Below are 16268 nucleotides of genomic sequence, written 5' to 3'. Positions count from 1 at the left end.
ACCCCGTTTTCGTTGTACGGCGATAGCCGTTTTTATACTTGTTTCGTGCGACGAGAAAGGTAATTCTGAAATACAGAGAGGAAATCGGAGCAATAAGTACCGTGTGGTTCCGAGGCAGGGAATGTGAGGTTAGAGTGCCGAAAAAAGGGCTTTCAAACGTTGCAACATCAATTGACAGCCTTACTTGGCAAGTGTAAATTAAGTGTTAATGAACGAAGTCCTTTTCGTCCACACTAAAGACAGCATCCCCACTATGTTTGTGCATTCATTCACAAACTTCACCTTAGGGAGGAGATTAGCATGGAGGCTTTGGCCCTTGAGCGTAAAGCAGAGCAGAATCGTGAATTACGCGAGCGGCTTTTGCAACTTAAGAAGGAACGTAATGCCATTATTCTAGCTCATTATTATCAACGTGACGAAATACAGGAGGTCGCGGATTTCCGCGGGGACTCCTTTCTCCTTGCACAGAAAGCGGCATCCACGGATGCGGACGTCATCGTATTCTGCGGCGTGCATTTCATGGGAGAGAGCGCCAAGATCTTGGCTCCCCATAAGACCGTGCTCGTTCCGGACGAACGTGCGGGCTGTCCGATGGCCGATATGGTCAACCCGATCGGCTTAAAGGAATTAAAGGCGAAGCACCCGAACGCGAAGGTCGTCACTTATATTAATTCCTCCGCGGACGTGAAGGCGGAGACGGATATTTGCTGTACGTCCGCTAATGCCGTTAACGTGGTCAACTCGGTCGATGCCGATGAAGTGATCTGGTGCCCGGATAAGAATCTTGGCCATTACGTGCAACAATTTACGGACAAGAAAATGATTATCTGGGAAGGCTACTGCAACACGCACGACATGCTCACCATTAAAGACGTCGAGGAAATGCGGGCGAAATATCCGAACGCGCAATTCGTCGTTCATCCGGAGTGTCGTCCAGAGGTCGTGGAAATGGCTGATTTTGTAGGCAGCACAACAGGAATTCTCAAGCATTGCAGGGAATCCAGTCACAAGGAATTTATCGTGGGCACGGAAGATGGAACGGGGTACCAACTAAGGCTCGACAGTCCTGATAAAACTTTTCATTTCGCATCGAAATTTCTCGTCTGCCCGAACATGAAGGTGAACAACCTGAAAAAGGTCGTGAAATGCCTCGAAACGATGCAGCCGCAAATCTACGTGCCGCAGGACGTTGCGGATAAAGCACGGTTATCGCTGGAGCGCATGCTGCTCGTTAAATAAGAGCCTGCGCTACTCTCTTGTTGGAGTGGGGACGAAACAACTCATGATTCCACGTTACGTTGTCGATTTTGATCTTGACAAGCTTCCTCGCGTAGAGACCGACGTCATCGTGATCGGAGCCGGGATTGCCGGGTTGTATACGGCACTGAAGGCCAGCGAGACGAAGCGCGTTCTCATGATTACGAAGAAGTCATTGTTCGATAGCAATACCCGTTACGCGCAGGGCGGCATTGCAGCCGTCATATCCGACGAAGATTCCCCGGAATTCCTCGCGCAAGATACGTTGATCGCCGGAGCAGGCCTTTGCGAAGCCGCGGCGGTCGACGTTCTTGTTCATGAAGGACCTCATGGCGTTCAAGAGCTGATCCGTTATGGCACGAACTTCGATGAGGAAGACGGACAGTTCGCCCTAACCAAGGAAGGAGCTCATAGCCAGCGCCGCATTCTCCATGCCAATGGGGACGCGACTGGCTTTGAGATCGTTCGGGCTTTGGCGGAGAAAGTGAAATCCGATCCGACCCTCGAGCTGTGGGACGATCACTTCGTGCTCGATCTGTTGACAGAGGACGGAGAATGCCGAGGAGCCCTCGTACAGAAGCCGGATGGCACCAGAGTCGCGGTATTCGGACGGGCTACGATACTTTGCACGGGCGGAGCCGGGCAATTGTATCGCTATACGACGAATCCGGAAGTGGCTACCGGAGACGGAGTGGCTATGGCTTACCGGGCGGGCGCCGATATTCGGGATATGGAGTTTAATCAATTTCACCCGACTTCTCTTTGTTACCCTGGAGCTCCGAGATTTCTGATCTCCGAAGCGGTACGAGGAGAAGGGGCATACTTACGTAATATTCGCGGCGATCGGTTCATGGAAAATTACCATCACCAGTTGGAGCTTGCTCCGAGGGATGTCGTCGCGCGAGCGATCGTAAGCGAAATGGAAGCCACCAAATCCACTTACGTATATATCGATATAACGCATGAATCCCCGGAACTGATCAAGCATCGTTTTCCGACGATCTATGAATACTGCTTGAATTACGGCCTCGATATGACATCGGATTGGATTCCGGTAGCGCCGGCTGCCCATTATATGATGGGCGGCGTCAAGACGGATCTTCACGGAGAAACGAGCATTCGACGCTTGTTCGCTTGCGGGGAGGCTTCTTCGACCGGCGTCCACGGAGCTAATCGACTGGCGAGCAATTCCTTATCGGAAGCCATCGTCTTCGGTCAACGCATCGTGGATGCGATTAACAAGCTTCCTTCGAACAAAACTACCGCGGATAACGGAACGGAGACGGAAAGGCATGCTGCACTGACGGGGGCTCTGATCGAACGCAGGTTGAAGCTTCAGAAGGGTATGGTTCGTTACGCGGGACTTCAAAGAAATCGAGCCGGATTATTGAAGGGCCTCGAGGATTTGAAGAAACAGTTACCCTTGTTTCAGCTATGCCTGTCCAAGAAGGAAGAGCTGGAATACGCCAATCTGCTTACATGCGCGCTGCTCGTGACGGAAGCGGCATTAAACCGCGAAGAAAGCCGAGGAGGGCATTATCGGGAAGATTATCCCCAGAAGGATGATCTGAACTGGCGCAGGCATACGATATTAAATAGGGAAAAAGGCATCCGTACAGAAAGGGTCGACGACGATGTTTGAACGAGAAAGCGACTGGGAGATCGGTGGACCCTCGGTTGAGATGGTTAGAGATCAGCTTCGCGCATGGTTAGCGGAGGACATAGGTTCGGGAGACGTAACGACGATGGCGACCGTACCGCAGGGGCATGTGTCGAAGGGAATCATTCATGCCAAGCAAACGGGGATCCTCGCGGGAATTCCGTTAGCTCGCCTTGTTTTCGAGGTGGTCGATAAGGGCTTGGAGTTTAAAGCCGAAGTTGCGGATGGAACCCGGGTGGAACGCGGAACGGTGCTTGCCGTTGTCGAAGGCTCGACGCACAGCATCTTGACGGGAGAGCGCCTGGCGCTTAACTTGCTGCAACGGCTGTCCGGAATCGCGACGAAGACGAACGAGTATGTGAGCGCGGCCCAAGGACAAGCGGTAAGAATCGCGGATACGCGGAAAACGACTCCTGGGCATCGGACGTTGGAGAAATATGCGGTTCGGGTCGGCGGCGGAGCGAATCACCGCTTCGGGCTCTATGACGCGGTCATGATCAAGGACAATCACATCAAAGCCGCCGGGGGAATTACCTCGGCGGTTCAAGCGGCCAAATCCCGCATCCCGCACACCATGATGATCGAAGTCGAAGCGGAGTCGCTTGCCCAAGCGGAGGAAGCGGTTCAAGCGGGAGCGCATATCGTCATGCTCGACAACATGAATTCGGTAGCGATGACGGAAGCCGTTAAAGTCATTCGCAAGCTCGCTCCGCACATCGTGTTGGAAGCTTCCGGAGGGATCACGCCGGATCGTGTCGCGGAAGTAGCCCGCAGCGGCGTGGACATTATATCGGTCGGCGGTTTGACCCATTCGTTTCAAGCGCTGGATATCAGCCTCGACTTGAACTCGAAGAAAAAGGGGGAGCCATCGTGATTCTAGTCGTCGATGTCGGGAATACGAATATCGTACTGGGGCTATATCAGGGACGTATTCTGTCTCATAACTGGCGCCTCAGCACGAATCGATCCGCAACGGTTGATGAATACGGCATTTTGATCAGCAATCTGTTTCAGCTAGCGGGCGTTCGGGCCGATCAGATAGAAGGCGTTATTCTGTCTAGCGTCGTTCCTCCGATCATGAATACGTTGGAGCAGCTTTTCACTAAATATGTGGGTAAGGAAGCGTTAATCGTCGGTCCCGGCATCAAGACCGGGCTGAACATTCGGTACGAGAATCCTCGCGAAGTCGGCGCGGACCGGATCGTGAACGCGGTAGCCGGAATCGAGCAATACGGGACGCCGCTCGTCGTGGTCGATTTCGGAACGGCGACGACCTTCGATTATATCGATGCATCAGGTGCATACCTTGGCGGCGCAATCGTACCGGGGATCGGCATCTCGGCCGAAGCGTTGTACCAAAGAGCGGCTAAGCTTCCCCGGATCGAGCTGTCCAAACCGAAAACCGTGATCGGGCGCAACACCGTGGCCGCCATGCAAGCCGGTATTATTTTTGGCTATGCCGGGCAGGTTGACGGAATCGTTCGAAGGATATGCAAGGAATTCAACGTACAGCCAAGAGTCATTGCGACTGGGGGCTTAGCCGAGATGATCGCCGAAGAATCGGAAACGATCGAGAAGGTGGATCCTTTGTTGACGCTCGAAGGGTTGCGGATTGTATATGAACGAAATGGGTAAAAATAAATAATTGGTTACGACTATTGCAATTCGGTACCAGGAGGTTAACGCAGCATGAAAGACGAGTTAGTTCGGGGTACGGCATGGAACGGCGGAGTAAGGGTTTTCGCCGCGAGAACGACGGCATTAGTAGCGGAAATGCAACGGCGTCACGATACGTTTCCCACCGCTACGGCGGCAATGGGCAGGACGGCAACCGTGGCGGCAATGATGGGCGTCATGCTTAAAGGGAACGAGAAGCTTACGATACAGGTGAAGGGCGACGGACCGATCGGCCAGATCGTGATGGATGCGAACGCCGAGGGAGAAGTAAGAGGGTATGTCGATCATCCCCACGTTCACTTTCCGGCGAACAGCAGCGGGAAGCTCGACGTTGCCGGAGCGGTCGGCCGGACGGGATACCTTCATGTAACGAAGGACCTTGGGCTTAAAGAGCCGTACCGTGGGAGCGTTCCGATTATTTCGGGGGAGCTGGGAGAAGATTTCACGCTCTACTTCGCGGAATCCGAGCAGAGCCCTTCGGCGGTTGGCTTAGGAGTGCTCGTGGATACGGACAATTCGGTGATGCATGCCGGCGGCTTTATCGTACAGGTACTGCCAGGGTTGTCGGAAGACCAATTGGTGCGGTTGGAGCAGGCTATCTCCGCGATGCCTCACGTAACGTCGCTGCTGGATCAAGGCGAGACGCCGGAAGGAATCTTGCGTTTTCTCGTTGGAGACGATCTGACCATCCATCAGAGTATCGAGCCGGTATTCAAATGCACATGCACGCGGGAAAGGTTCGAGAAAGTGCTGATCACGCTTGGCCGGAAGGAACTCAGAAGCTTGATCGACGAAGACGGCCGGGCCGAGCTGCATTGTCACTTCTGCAATGAGAAATACATGTTCGAAGCGGAAGATTTGGAATCGCTGTATCTTCTTTCGGATCGGCATTAAGGAAGGGATGGTTTCGATGAGGGAGACGATACGGCGTAAGCCGCTCGTACTGCTAGCCCTCTTGGCAACCTTGTTCATGACATCAGGCTGTCAGTCAACGGAATCTTCGCCCGTTCCGGCGCCAAGCACGGTCGCGGAGGACCAAACCATTGCAACCGTAGGCGGGACTGCCATTTCTCGGGGGCAATTGCTTGAACGTTTGTTATCTTCTCACGGTACTGAGACGCTCAGGAGCATGATGCTTGCGGAAGCCGTGAAAGAAGAAGCGAAGTCGCTGCAGGTCGAAGTCTCATCCGACGAGTTGGAACAAGAGCTGCGTTTAATGAAACAAGGTTACGAGGACGAGGATGAATTCTACAAAGCGATGGAAGAGCAGCTGGGCATGAGTCGGGAAGAGGTTCTGGAAGATGCCCGTTATCGGTTGTTATTGGAGAAGTTGTCCATTCAGGGCGTGACGGTGACCGAAACGGAAATCGACGAATACCTCCGCGAACACTCGGAAGAGTTTCAACCTCGCACGCAATATCAGCTGGCTCAGATTGTCGTGCAGACCGAGAAGCTCGCCGAAGGATTGCTGACCCGGCTCACGGAGGGCGCGGAATTCGGGGATTTGGCCCGCGAGTATTCCATCGATGAATTCACGGCAGATGAGGGCGGAGAGCTCGGTTGGATCGAGGACCAAGACCCGTTCGAATCGCAAGCCGTGTTCCAAGCCGCATCCGAAATGCAGGTTGGCGAAGTGTCCGGACCGATCGAGACCGACCATGGTTATGTGATCCTGAGGCTGGACGGACGAAGCGAGGTTCAGACGAGGTCGGAGGAGGATAATCGGGCGGAAGCCCGTCGGCTGTTGGCTCTCGGGAAAGCGGTTTCGACGAAGGAATTGGAACATTCTTTGTTGAACAAGTACCATGCGGAGGTAAAGGAGCCCTCTCTGCGGCCTTAACGGCGAGCGGATGCGGAATCCGCTTAACCAGCTATTGACAATCCTCTTCGGGGTTTGATAAGATGAAAATAATCAAAAAGCCGACTGTTTTAGTCGGATTAACGCACTGAGGCGGCTGACCGTCGCATAATTTGGGAGGGAAATTGTCCAATGGCTAGAATTGTCCAGAACGTTACCCAGTTAATCGGCGATACGCCGCTCGTTCGCTTGAACCGCATCGTACCGGAAGGCAGTGCGGAAATCTACGTAAAATTGGAATATCAGAACCCGGGCTCCAGCGTTAAAGACCGGATCGCGATCAGCATGATCGAAGAAGCGGAGAAACAGGGTCTGATCAAACCGGGCGAAACGACGATCGTAGAACCGACTAGCGGCAACACCGGTATCGGTCTGGCGTTGGTTGCCGCGGCTAAAGGCTATCGCGCCATCCTCGTTATGCCTGAAACGATGAGCTTGGAGCGCCGCAACCTGCTTCGCGCCTATGGAGCGGAACTCGTGCTAACGCCAGGATCAGAGGGCATGAACGGTTCCGTTAAGAAAGCGGAAGAGATCGTGAAGGAGAACCCTAGCTATTTCTTGCCGCAACAATTCAAGAACCAAGCTAACGTGAAAATTCACCGCGAAACGACTGGTCCTGAAATCGTAGAAGCGATTAACTCCTTCGACGGCAAGCTCGATGCGTTCGTAGCCGGTATCGGTACTGGCGGGACGATCTCCGGAGCTGGTGAAGTGCTGAAACAAAACTTCCCTAACATTAAGATCGTTGCGGTTGAGCCTGCGGCATCTCCTTTGCTGTCCGGCGGCGGCCCTGGCCCTCATAAGATCCAAGGAATCGGAGCAAACTTCATTCCCGAAATCCTGAATCGCGAAATCTACGATCAAGTCGTAACGATCGAGAACGAAGAAGCGTTCGAAACGGCTCGTACCGTCGCTAAGAAAGAAGGCTTGCTCGTGGGAATATCCTCCGGCGCGGCAATCTTCGCAGCGCTCAAAATCGCGAAAGAACTTGGAGAAGGCAAACGCGTCGTAGCCGTCGTTCCTTCGAACGGCGAACGTTATCTGAGCACTCCTCTCTTCAACTTCGACAACTAATATCATACACTTGTATTTCATGAGCAGCTCTCGCCTTCGGCGGGGGCTGCTTTACTTGGCAAGGCATGCCGCCGGCATTTGTGGTATTCTGCTTAGTAAGAGTATGGATCGAGGGAGCAATAAGCGTGGAACTCATCGCATTGGAACAGTGGGAACGTTGGATTAGCAAAGGCGATTATGCCTTGCTTCCGTATATACGCAAGATTGAACTTGAACCCGAAGATTTAATTCCTGCCTTCTGGGACCAGGCATGGTTAAATGCTTCCTCCTATTCGTGCATCCTGGAAAGCGGCAAGGGAGGAAGATACTCCATCATAGGGTTGAGCCCGGTATCGGTTATCGAGGGCAAGGGGAACCGCTCAAGGATACTGGAACGGGATGGGTCAAGCGGCATTTGGATGGAGGTTGGACAAGGGGAAGGTTCGCCGCTCGAGCAATTGCGCCGCTGGATTCGCCCGTGGACGGGACCAAGGCCGGAAGGCTTTCCGGATTGCGTCGGCGGGGTACTGGGATTCTGGAGTTACGATGTCGTGCGCAGCCTGGAGAAACTCCCGGCATCGGCAAGGGATGATCTCGGCTTGCCGGAATACGTATTTCAACGGTTTGAGGAGCTGTGGATCGCAGATCATGCCGAGAATGCCCTATATTGCGCGGTGCATGCACGTGTGGGAGCTGTGAGCGTTGCGAATAGCGAGAGGGCAACCTTGGATAAACAGTATTACAATGCCCAGCATCGCTCGATCCAGATGGAGCGTCAATGGAACGGATGGGTATCGGAAAGCCGTTCGACGGGTAATGCGGCGCGCAAGCGGCAAATGCTTTCTCGTATGAAACAGGATCAATTACAGATCGACGTGGAAAACTTGCCTGGCCTGTCGACCTCGATGAACAAGGCGGAATTTCAGGAAGCCGTTCGGCGGATTCAAAGATATATCGGACAAGGCGATGTATTTCAGGTTAATCTATCTTTGCGCCAAAGCCGGTCCACGAAGGTGGCGCCCGAGACGCTGTACGATTGGCTGCGGTTGGTAAATCCTTCTCCTTATATGGGAATGCTGCGTACGCCTTCTTTTGCGCTGGTAAGCGCGTCGCCTGAGCTGCTCGTTAAGCTTGACGGAGGGCGATTGTCCACGAGGCCCATCGCCGGAACTCGCCGTCGCGGAAGCTCACCGGAGGAAGACCGGGCAATGGAAGACGAATTGACCTCCAGCGAGAAGGAGCGGGCGGAGCATGTCATGCTCGTCGACCTCGAACGCAACGATCTCGGGCGGGTCGCCGAATACGGCACGGTCCATGTTCCCGAGTTGATGACGGTGGAGCGTTACTCGCACGTGATGCATCTAGTATCTCAAGTTGAGGCGAAGCTTGCGAACGGGAAGGACGCGCTGGATGTTCTTGCCGCCGTATTTCCGGGAGGAACGATTACCGGCGCGCCGAAAATCCGGACGATGGAAATCATCGAAGAGCTGGAGCCGACCCGCAGGGGACCTTATACAGGTTCGATGGGTTGGATTGACTATAACGGGAATATGGAATTTAATATAATTATTCGTACGATCGCGGTTCAGGACGGTATTTGTCATATTCAAGCGGGGGCGGGCATCGTCATCGATTCCGAACCGGAGCGGGAATTCTATGAATGCCTGAGCAAAGCCAAGGCGCTTTGGAAAGCGATACAGTACAGTGAAGGGCAGGGGGAATCGACATGATTCTGGTCATAGACAATTACGATTCGTTTACGTATAACCTGGTGCAATATTTAGGCGAGCTTGGCGAAGAGATCGTCGTGCACCGCAATGACGAGATCGATCTGGACGGCATTGCCGAGCTGGCTCCGGACCATATTCTCATCTCCCCGGGACCTTGCACGCCGAACGAAGCGGGCGTTAGCTTGGCAATTCTCGAACGCTTCAAGGGCGAGATTCCGATGTTCGGCGTCTGCTTGGGTCATCAGGCGATCGGACAGGCATTCGGCGGGGACGTTATTCGTGCCGATCAGCTGATGCACGGCAAGACATCGGAGATTACTCATGACGGGCGGACGATCTTCGAAGGGTTGCCGTCTCCTTTTACGGCAACCCGTTACCATTCCTTGATCGTGAAGCGGGATACGCTTCCGGACTGCCTGGAGATCAGCGCTCAGACGGAAGACGGTCTGATCATGGGCTTACGGCACAAGGAATACGTCGTGGAAGGCGTTCAATTCCATCCGGAGTCGATCATGACCGATCATGGGCTGAGAATATTGCGCAATTTCCTGAGCCAGAAGTCGGGCGTAAGAGCATGATTCTTCTCGTGAACGGACGACCGACCGATAGCAAAGAAGCCGTGATCTCAGCTCTAGATCACGGTTTTTTGTACGGAATGGGCTTATTCGAAACCTTCCGAACGTATAAAGGAAAACCTTGGCTGTTAGACAAGCATGCGCGGCGGCTGGCGAAGGGCTGCGAAATGCTCGGAATACAATACACTCCGAATCTGGACCTTATGCAGGAAGCCGTGACCGAATTGCTGAGGGCGAACGGTTTGGAAGACGGTTATATTCGCTGGTCGGTTTCTGCGGGCGAAGGAGCGATCGGGCTGCCGGCCGACGCTTACGATAAGCCGAACGAAATCGTGTACGCGAAGGAGCAGGCGGAGGATGATCCGGCCACTCGCAAGGGTAAAACCGTACGTTTGTTGCAGCTTCCCCGCAGCACCCCGGAAGGGGATATCCGGTTAAAGTCGTTTCATTATATGAATAATATCAACGCCAAAAGGGAATTAAATAGTGCGGGCGCAAGACCTGGAACGGAAGGGCTGTTCTTGAACCATGAGGGACACGTGGTCGAAGGGATGGTCAGCAACGTTTTCTGGATTTCGGACGGAGTGCTGTATACGCCCGCGGCATCGACGGGATTGCTCGAAGGAGTTACGCGGGAATACGTGTTAGCGGTAGCAGCGGAAATGGGTATTAGAACGGAGCAGGGACTGTATGCGTGGGACAAGTTGATCTATGCCGACGAAGTGTTCCTGACGAATTCCATTCAGGAGATCGTACCAGTTACGAAAGTCGAGAACATCGGCGGGCGAGGCCTTAGTCCGGGCGGATGCAATTCCGTTGGGGCGATCACCTATAACTTGATGAATAAGTACCGGGATGCCGCCGAAAGGAACGAATCGAGATGAACCCGACTTTTTACTCCCGTAAGTACCGGCTGCAGGGTGGATTAGAGCTGGAGCTTGGCAGACGGACACTCATCATGGGAATCTTGAACGCGACTCCGGACTCCTTCTCGGACGGTGGACGGTTCGATGAGGTAGCGGCAGCAGTCGAAAGGGCCAAGCAGATGGAGGCCGAAGGCGCCGATATCATCGACATAGGCGGGGAATCGACAAGACCGGGTCATGACCCGGTACCTCTGGAGGAGGAATTGCGGCGGATCATTCCCGTGATTAAAGCGGTTCGAGAGCAGGTCAATCTACCTATCAGCGTGGATACCTATAAGGCCGAAACCGCTAGGCAGGCGCTGGAAGCGGGAGCGCATATCGTCAACGACGTGTGGGGATTCAAGAGAGATCCGGAACTGGCGGGAGTTGCGGCGCGATTCGGTTGTCCCGTCATCCTGACGCACAATCGGGACAACCGTGATTATAGAGACTTTATATCCGACGTGCTCGAGGATTTAATGGCAAGCGTGCGTCTTGCCCTAGCGGCCGGCGTCTCGGAGGAGCACATCTGGCTGGATCCGGGAATCGGATTCGCGAAGAATTACGACGAGAATCTGGAATTGATGGGCCGGTTAAGCGACGTAGCCGGGCTAGGCTACCCTGTGCTGCTAGGCACTTCCCGCAAAACGTTCATTAGGCGTACGCTGGACGTGACCGCGGAGGATGCCGTGGAGGGAACGGGCGCGACGACGGCTCTCGGAATCGCCCAAGGGTGCCAGATCGTCCGCGTGCATGACGTGCTGCAGATGAAGCGGGTTGCGGCCATGACCGATGCAATCGTATACCGCCACGGGATGAAGGGGAGAACATGATGGATAGAATGTTACTGAAGCGAATGGTGTTTTTTGGCTATCACGGGGTGTATCCCGAGGAAAATAAGCTAGGGCAGAAGTATATCGTCGACCTGGATTTAGGTATGAATTTAAGCCTGGCGGCGCAGAGCGACGACGTGGAGGACACGGTGAATTACGCCGAGATCCATTCGCTCGTGAAGGGAATCGTCGAGGGTCCGCCGGTCAAGCTCATCGAGACGCTTTGCGAAAAGATTGCGTCGACCCTACTCGGTACGTATACTAGTATCATTAAAGCAACGGTATCGGTGACGAAGCCGAATCCGCCTTTCGATATTACTTTTGACGGAGTGACCGTGGAGTTCCGCAGACAACGGGATCGTCACGGCAACATCGTACCTGTAGAGGATTGAGATCGAAGTGCAAGAAGCATACGTAGCGCTGGGCGCTAACCTGGGTGACCGGGAATCGTCGCTGACGGAAGCCGTTCGCAGGCTGCAAGCCGATTCCGAGCTTGAAGTCCGCCGGATTTCCGACGTATACGAGACCGCCCCCGTCGGATTTACCGATCAGCCTTCTTTTCTCAATATGGCGGTTTGCCTAGGTACGGACTTGGATCCCGTTTCCCTCCTGCGCCGATTGTTAGCGATCGAGCAGGAGATGGGCCGGGTGAGAGACGTGAGATGGGGACCGCGGAACATAGATTTGGATTTACTGGTGCATGGGGAGGCGTCGTTAGATACTCCCGAGTTAACGCTCCCGCATCCCCGAATGGGACAGCGGGCATTCGTATTGGTGCCGCTTAAGGACGTCTGGCCGGCGGGTAAACCTTTTCCATGGGAGAGGGAGTTGTCGGCATTCTCTATGCAAGAGGAAGGGATTGCGCGCTTCGCCGGCTGGGATGGCCAAGGGCTACGAAAGGAGTAACAAGTTATGCTTAAGATAGGTAATGTACCGATGAATAATAATGTGGTTCTCGCGCCGATGGCAGGCGTCTGCAATCCGGCTTTCCGGCTCATCGCCAAGGAATTCGGATGCGGGCTCGTCTGCGCGGAGATGGTGAGCGACAAGGCGATTCTGCACGGGAATCAACGGACTTTGGAAATGCTGTTCGTGGATGAGCGCGAGAAACCGCTAAGCTTGCAAATTTTCGGAGGAGACAAGGAGTCTTTGGTGGCGGCCGTGAAGTTCGTCGACCAGAACACCAACGCCGATATTATCGATATCAACATGGGCTGCCCGGTGCCGAAAGTCACGAAATGCGATGCCGGCGCGAGGTGGCTGCTGGATCCGAAGAAGATTTACGAGATGGTGTCGTACGCCGCGGATGCCGCGAAGAAGCCGGTAACCGTGAAGATGCGCATCGGCTGGGACGACGAGCATATTTACGCCGTAGAGAACGCGCAAGCGGTCGAACGGGCGGGCGGCGCCGCGGTCAGCGTGCACGGCCGTACGCGGGAGCAGTTATATACGGGCAAGGCGAATTGGGACATATTGCGCGACGTGAAGCAAGCGGTTAACATTCCGGTCATCGGCAACGGGGACGTGTTCTCTCCGGAGGACGCGAAGCGCCTGCTCGAGCATACGAATTGCGACGGAGTCATGATCGGCCGCGGCGCCCTGGGGAATCCTTGGATGCTGTACCGCACCGTTCATTACCTGACGACCGGAGAACTGCTGCCGGATCCGACTCCTGCCGAGAAAATCCGAATCGCGGTTCTTCACTTGGATCGCTTATCGGACCTCAAGGGCGAGAACGTTGCCGTAAGGGAGATGCGCAAGCATCTGGCTTGGTATCTGAAGGGGCTGCCGGACTCCGCCGTCGTCAAGAATTCCGTCATGGATCTGACGAAGCGTTCGGAAGTCGTAACGGTGCTTGAGGATTACGTGAGAACAGTGGATGAATTATTGCAGCGCGAGGCCGCGGAAGCTTCTGAACCGGGCGAAATCCTCGTACACTAAGGGGAAGCGGTTTCACAGAGTATATTTAGGAGCGTTTCCGCGAATTGACATTTTTCAGGGGTTGAAATATAATCGTACCAATATTCGCCTGAACAGCAGGATTGCCATAGACTTGCATCCCATACGATGTCATGTCAGCGGTGTCCGACCATATATTTGATTAGCAACCCTGAAAATCTTTTCCATGACAGGAGATCGGTGAGATGAGCGATAAGGAAGTGCTTCTAACCCAGGATGGGCTCAAGAGGCTTGAAGAAGAACTCGAAAACCTTAAATCCGTTAAACGCCGCGAAGTCGCGGAACGCATTAAGGTTGCCATCGGTTATGGCGATATTAGCGAGAACTCCGAATATGAAGATGCAAAGAACGAACAGGCATTCATCGAAGGCCGCATCATTACTTTGGAGAAAATGCTTCGCAACGCGCGTATCATCAACCACGACGAAATCGACCTGGAAACCGTAAGCATTGGATCGACCGTCGTCGTAGAGGATTTGGAATTCGGCGATACCATGGAGTACACGATCGTGGGTACGGCTGAATCCGACCCGCTTAATAACAAGATATCGAACGAAAGCCCTGTAGGCAGAGCGATTATCGGCAAGAAGAAAGGTACGACGGTTGAAGTGAACGTTCCTGCGGGTATCATTCAATACAAAATTGTCGATATCAAAATGTAACGAAACAGACGTCTGTCGCCGTCACTAGGACGGAGAAGCCGATTGATGGGTATAAAAAGCTTCCTTAGGAAGCTTTTTTGCCTGTTAATCGTATATATTCGCTGATCGATCGAACCTTGAACGACCAGTAAAGAAATGAAACGAAGGAGCACGAAATCATGGATCATACGGAACAACCGGAAACGATTGAATTAGGCGAGTTACTGCAAATCCGCCGCAACAAATTAGACGAGTTGCGCGCTCTTGGCGTCGATCCGTTCGGAACGAAGTTCGATCGCACGCATCAGACGGGCGAAATCCTAGCGCAATATTCGGATCAGTCTAAGGAAGAGCTGGAGGAGCGGGCGATCGAAGTGAGTCTTGCCGGCCGCATCATGACGAAGCGCGGAATGGGCAAAGCTTCTTTCGCGCATCTTCAGGATCTAAGCGGCAGAATCCAGATTTACGTTCGCGAGGATTCCGTGCCGGCGCACAAGTTCCAAGCGTTCGACCTGCTGGATATCGGGGACATGATCGGCGTTAGAGGCGTCGTGTTCAAAACAAAAACGGGCGAGACTTCGGTTAAGGTAAAAGATCTTGAAGTGCTCACGAAATCATTGCTTCCGTTACCGGACAAGTTCCATGGGCTGAAGGACGTGGAGACGCGTTACCGGCAACGTTACGTGGACCTGATCGTTAACCCCGACGTGCAGAAAACGTTCATTTCCCGATCGCGTATCATTCAATCGATGCGCCGTTACTTGGACGATCGCGGATATTTGGAGGTCGAGACTCCTACGCTTCATTCCATTGCGGGCGGAGCGGCGGCTCGTCCATTCATTACTCACCATAACGCGTTGGATATGCAGCTTTACATGCGAATCGCGATCGAGCTCCATCTGAAAAGATTGATCGTCGGCGGCTTGGAGAAGGTATACGAGATCGGGCGGGTTTACCGCAACGAAGGGATCTCCACTCGCCACAATCCGGAGTTTACGATGATCGAGTTGTACGAGGCTTACGCCGACTACGAGGATATCATGCGCCTAACCGAGGAGCTTATTGCCCACATCGCTAAAGAAGTACACGGAACGACGAAGATCACCTACCAAGGTCAAGAAGTGGATTTGACGCCATCTTGGCGCCGGGTCTCGATGACCGGACTTATTAAGGAGACGGTAGGCGTTGACTTCGAGGTTCAGATGAGCGACGAAGAAGCGCATGCTCTTGCGAAGGAGCACAAAGTGCCGGTCGAGAAGCACATGTCGTTCGGTCATATCGTTAATGCTTTCTTCGAGACCTTCTGCGAGCATACGTTGATTCAACCTACTTTCGTTACGGGGCACCCTGTCGCTATTTCTCCATTGGCGAAGAAGAAGGAATCGGATCCTCGCTTCACGGACCGATTCGAGCTATTTATCGTCGCTCGGGAGCATGCTAATGCCTTTACGGAGCTTAACGATCCGATCGATCAGCGCGAGCGTTTCGAGGCTCAGATGAACGAGAAGGAAGCGGGCAACGACGAGGCGCACGAGATGGACGACGACTTCATTCGCGCGCTGGAGTATGGGATGCCGCCGACGGGTGGACTGGGAATCGGCGTTGACCGTCTGGTTATGCTGCTTACCGATGCGCCATCGATTCGCGACGTTCTTCTGTTCCCGCACATGCGGGATCGCTCGGACGGGTAAGTTGGTTATATTGGATGATAGAAACCGGCGGTCCGCCATTGCGGCGAACGCCGGTTTTTGTATGTTTGAATTGTATGTAATTTCCATGAATAAAAGGGTTGCAATCGGGTTGTAGGCTGTGATATATTATTTAAGCCGCTTCAAGAGGGCACACGATAAACAAGAAAAACGAAACACGAATTGTTCTTTGAAAACTGAACATTGAGCGTAAGAAACAAACAATCGTCGAGGTCGACTTTCGAGTCGGCGGAGACAAACCAGCAATACAGATTGAGCCTCAAAGGCTCTTTAATAAGAAGCTACGGCTTCACTATTATGGAGAGTTTGATCCTGGCTCAGGACGAACGCTGGCGGCGTGCCTAATACATGCAAGTCGAACGAATCTAGAAGTTAGCTTGCTAACTTTTAGGTTAGTGGCGGACGGGTGAG

General features: G+C 53.6%; 16 protein-coding genes and 1 rRNA gene. All 17 read left to right on the top strand.

The window, feature by feature from the left end; translation table 11 throughout:
- Nucleotides 1–300: 300 nt before the first annotated feature.
- Nucleotides 301–1239, top strand: coding sequence for a quinolinate synthase NadA (gene nadA / locus E2980_RS17025; RefSeq protein WP_135153442.1), 939 nt, complete (start codon nucleotides 301–303; stop codon nucleotides 1237–1239).
- A gap of 43 nt (nucleotides 1240–1282) precedes the next feature.
- A complete protein-coding gene (nadB, locus tag E2980_RS17020) occupies nucleotides 1283–2899 on the top strand; it encodes an L-aspartate oxidase (RefSeq protein ID WP_135153441.1) in 1617 nt (538 codons plus the stop codon).
- Nucleotides 2892–3791, top strand: a complete 900-nt coding sequence (gene nadC, locus E2980_RS17015) for a carboxylating nicotinate-nucleotide diphosphorylase (RefSeq protein WP_135153440.1) — start codon at nucleotides 2892–2894, stop codon at nucleotides 3789–3791. Before nadB ends, nadC begins: the two co-directional genes overlap by 8 nt.
- Nucleotides 3788–4552 (top strand): type III pantothenate kinase, encoded by a 765-nt coding sequence (locus E2980_RS17010; RefSeq protein ID WP_135153439.1) that lies wholly within the window; start codon nucleotides 3788–3790, stop codon nucleotides 4550–4552. The genes nadC and E2980_RS17010 overlap by 4 nt, the downstream gene beginning before the upstream one ends.
- 54 nt (nucleotides 4553–4606) lie before the next feature.
- Complete coding sequence (hslO, locus tag E2980_RS17005) at nucleotides 4607–5488, top strand: Hsp33 family molecular chaperone HslO (protein ID WP_135153438.1); 882 nt, start codon at nucleotides 4607–4609, stop codon at nucleotides 5486–5488.
- A gap of 16 nt (nucleotides 5489–5504) precedes the next feature.
- Entirely contained in the window at nucleotides 5505–6434 is a 930-nt protein-coding gene (locus E2980_RS17000) for a peptidylprolyl isomerase (RefSeq protein WP_167747161.1), read from the top strand.
- Nucleotides 6435–6584: 150 nt separating this feature from the next.
- Nucleotides 6585–7526 carry a cysteine synthase A gene (cysK, locus tag E2980_RS16995; protein WP_135153436.1) on the top strand — a complete coding sequence of 314 codons (942 nt, stop codon included), beginning with the start codon at nucleotides 6585–6587 and terminating at the stop codon, nucleotides 7524–7526.
- A gap of 125 nt (nucleotides 7527–7651) precedes the next feature.
- Complete coding sequence (locus tag E2980_RS16990) at nucleotides 7652–9235, top strand: anthranilate synthase component I family protein (RefSeq protein ID WP_240703072.1); 1584 nt, start codon at nucleotides 7652–7654, stop codon at nucleotides 9233–9235.
- Nucleotides 9232–9813: an aminodeoxychorismate/anthranilate synthase component II gene (pabA, locus tag E2980_RS16985; protein WP_135153434.1), complete on the top strand. Its 582-nt coding sequence runs from the start codon at nucleotides 9232–9234 to the stop codon at nucleotides 9811–9813. The genes E2980_RS16990 and pabA overlap by 4 nt, the downstream gene beginning before the upstream one ends.
- The gene (gene pabC / locus E2980_RS16980) at nucleotides 9810–10694 is read left to right on the top strand and encodes an aminodeoxychorismate lyase (RefSeq protein ID WP_135153433.1); all 885 of its coding nucleotides are present in this window, start codon (nucleotides 9810–9812) and stop codon (nucleotides 10692–10694) included. Before pabA ends, pabC begins: the two co-directional genes overlap by 4 nt.
- Nucleotides 10691–11548 (top strand): dihydropteroate synthase, encoded by an 858-nt coding sequence (folP, locus tag E2980_RS16975; protein ID WP_135153432.1) that lies wholly within the window; start codon nucleotides 10691–10693, stop codon nucleotides 11546–11548. Before pabC ends, folP begins: the two co-directional genes overlap by 4 nt.
- Entirely contained in the window at nucleotides 11548–11940 is a 393-nt protein-coding gene (folB, locus tag E2980_RS16970; RefSeq protein ID WP_135153431.1) for a dihydroneopterin aldolase, read from the top strand. The genes folP and folB overlap by 1 nt, the downstream gene beginning before the upstream one ends.
- Before the next feature lie 7 nt (nucleotides 11941–11947).
- A complete protein-coding gene (gene folK, locus E2980_RS16965; protein WP_135153430.1) occupies nucleotides 11948–12454 on the top strand; it encodes a 2-amino-4-hydroxy-6-hydroxymethyldihydropteridine diphosphokinase in 507 nt (168 codons plus the stop codon).
- Between the two features lie 6 nt (nucleotides 12455–12460).
- Nucleotides 12461–13489, top strand: coding sequence for a tRNA dihydrouridine synthase DusB (gene dusB / locus E2980_RS16960; protein WP_135153429.1), 1029 nt, complete (start codon nucleotides 12461–12463; stop codon nucleotides 13487–13489).
- A gap of 203 nt (nucleotides 13490–13692) precedes the next feature.
- Nucleotides 13693–14169, top strand: coding sequence for a transcription elongation factor GreA (greA, locus tag E2980_RS16955; RefSeq protein ID WP_135153428.1), 477 nt, complete (start codon nucleotides 13693–13695; stop codon nucleotides 14167–14169).
- A gap of 158 nt (nucleotides 14170–14327) precedes the next feature.
- Nucleotides 14328–15839, top strand: coding sequence for a lysine--tRNA ligase (lysS, locus tag E2980_RS16950; RefSeq protein WP_135153427.1), 1512 nt, complete (start codon nucleotides 14328–14330; stop codon nucleotides 15837–15839).
- Nucleotides 15840–16151: 312 nt separating this feature from the next.
- Nucleotides 16152–16268: ribosomal RNA gene (locus E2980_RS16945) — 16S ribosomal RNA — on the top strand; the annotation flags it as partial.

Source organism: Cohnella luojiensis (assembly GCF_004564235.1).
GTDB lineage: Bacteria > Bacillota > Bacilli > Paenibacillales > Paenibacillaceae > Cohnella > Cohnella luojiensis.
Note: the sequence above shows the minus strand (reverse complement) of the source record. Positions and strands in the feature narration are given on the sequence as shown.